Raw genomic sequence first — 1,399 nt, forward strand, 5'->3', positions numbered from 1 at the left:
TTTGAAGCTCTGATTCACTTCCTGCCATTGTGTGGGAGGACTTCATGTCTGTTTCAGATTGGGCGGGTGCGGTATCCGACTGGCGTGATGCGCTTGAGGATATGAAGGGGCTGATCGCGCCAGTGTTCCGGCGGTCGGAGCAGCGATCGTCTGCGGGTGCCTTCATCGACGGGCTCTTGTCGGGGGCGGAGCGCAAGACGGGTTGGATGCTGGCGGAAGAGGCCGGGCTGGAGCAACCTTATCGGATCCAGTCATTGCTGGGCCGGTCGATCTGGTCGGCGGATGATTTGTGTTCCCGGGTCCGGAGCTATGTCCTTGAGGCGCTTGGCGATCCGGATGGAGTTCTGGTGGTCGACGAGACCGGATTTCTCAAGAAGGGCGGTCATTCCGCCGGTGTCGGGCGCCAGTATTCGGGCACGGCGGGACGGATCGAGAATTGCCAGATCGGGGTGTTTGCAAGCTATGCCAGTCGCTGGGGTCATGCGTTGATCGACCGGCGTCTCTACCTGCCGAAAGACTGGGCCGGGGATGCCGCGCGGCGGGCAAAGGCGCATGTGCCGGAAGATGTGGCTTTCGCCACCAAGCCGGCCATGGCCTGCGAGATGATTGCCCGCCTTCTGGATGAGGGCACCCCCTGCGCCTTCGTGCTGGCTGATGCGGTCTACGGCTCGGATTATCGCTTCCGCCGGATGCTGGAGACGCGCGGGCAGCCTTATGTGCTGGCGGTCCGTTCGACCCATGCCCTGCGCTTTCTCGAAGAGTGGCAGTTCATCCAGACCAATCCTGCAGTGATGATCGCGGAACTTCCGCCCGAGGCCTGGCAGCCCCTCAGCGCCGGCGAGGGCGCCAAGGGGCTCCGGCTCTACGACTGGTCCCGCCTGCCGATCCGGCATGAAGCCGAGGCCGGCTTCTCGCGCTGGCTTCTCGCCCGCCGAAGCCTGCGGGATCCAGAGGCCATTGCTTATTACTTCGCCTATGCGCGCACTGACGCGACCCTGGCCGACCTGGCCGCGGCCGCCGGGCTGCGCTGGACCATCGAAGAATGCTTCCAGCGCGCCAAGGACGACCTCGGTCTCGACCACTGCGAGGCGCGCTCCTGGCACGGCTGGCATCGTCACATGAGCCTCGTGATGGCCGCTGCCGCCTTCCTCGCACGCATCGCCGCCGCTCAGCGCCGCGCCGCCTTTGGCAAACGGAACGAAACGAGTCCGACGCCCCAGACGGCAGCGGCATGATCGCAAGGCTCACGCAAACCCTGACCATCCCGGAACTCCGCTGCCTGATCTCCCGCCTCCTGTCACGCCTCACACCAACGGCCGCGTTCATCTGGAACTGGTCCCGATGGCGAAGACACCACCAGATCGTCGCAGCCATCGCACACCGGAAAACTCGGCAACAT

The 1,399-nt window shown here is 64.6% G+C and carries 1 protein-coding gene; it reads left to right on the top strand.

Translation table 11 applies throughout. The annotated features are described in order from the left end of the window. Positions 1-44 precede the first annotated feature (44 nt). A complete protein-coding gene (locus tag EIP85_RS22560) occupies positions 45-1,235 on the top strand; it encodes an IS701 family transposase (RefSeq protein WP_422067230.1) in 1,191 nt (396 codons plus the stop codon). The last annotated feature ends 164 nt before the right edge of the window (positions 1,236-1,399 follow it).

The organism is Solirhodobacter olei (assembly GCF_004010155.1).
Classification (GTDB): Bacteria; Pseudomonadota; Alphaproteobacteria; order Rhodobacterales; family Rhodobacteraceae; genus Solirhodobacter; species Solirhodobacter olei.

Bases quoted from the DNA above. Each gene is read 5' to 3' on its own strand.
- EIP85_RS22560 (WP_422067230.1), top strand. From the start codon at position 45: ATGTCTGTTTCAGATTGGGCGGGTGCGGTATCCGACTGGCGTGATGCG.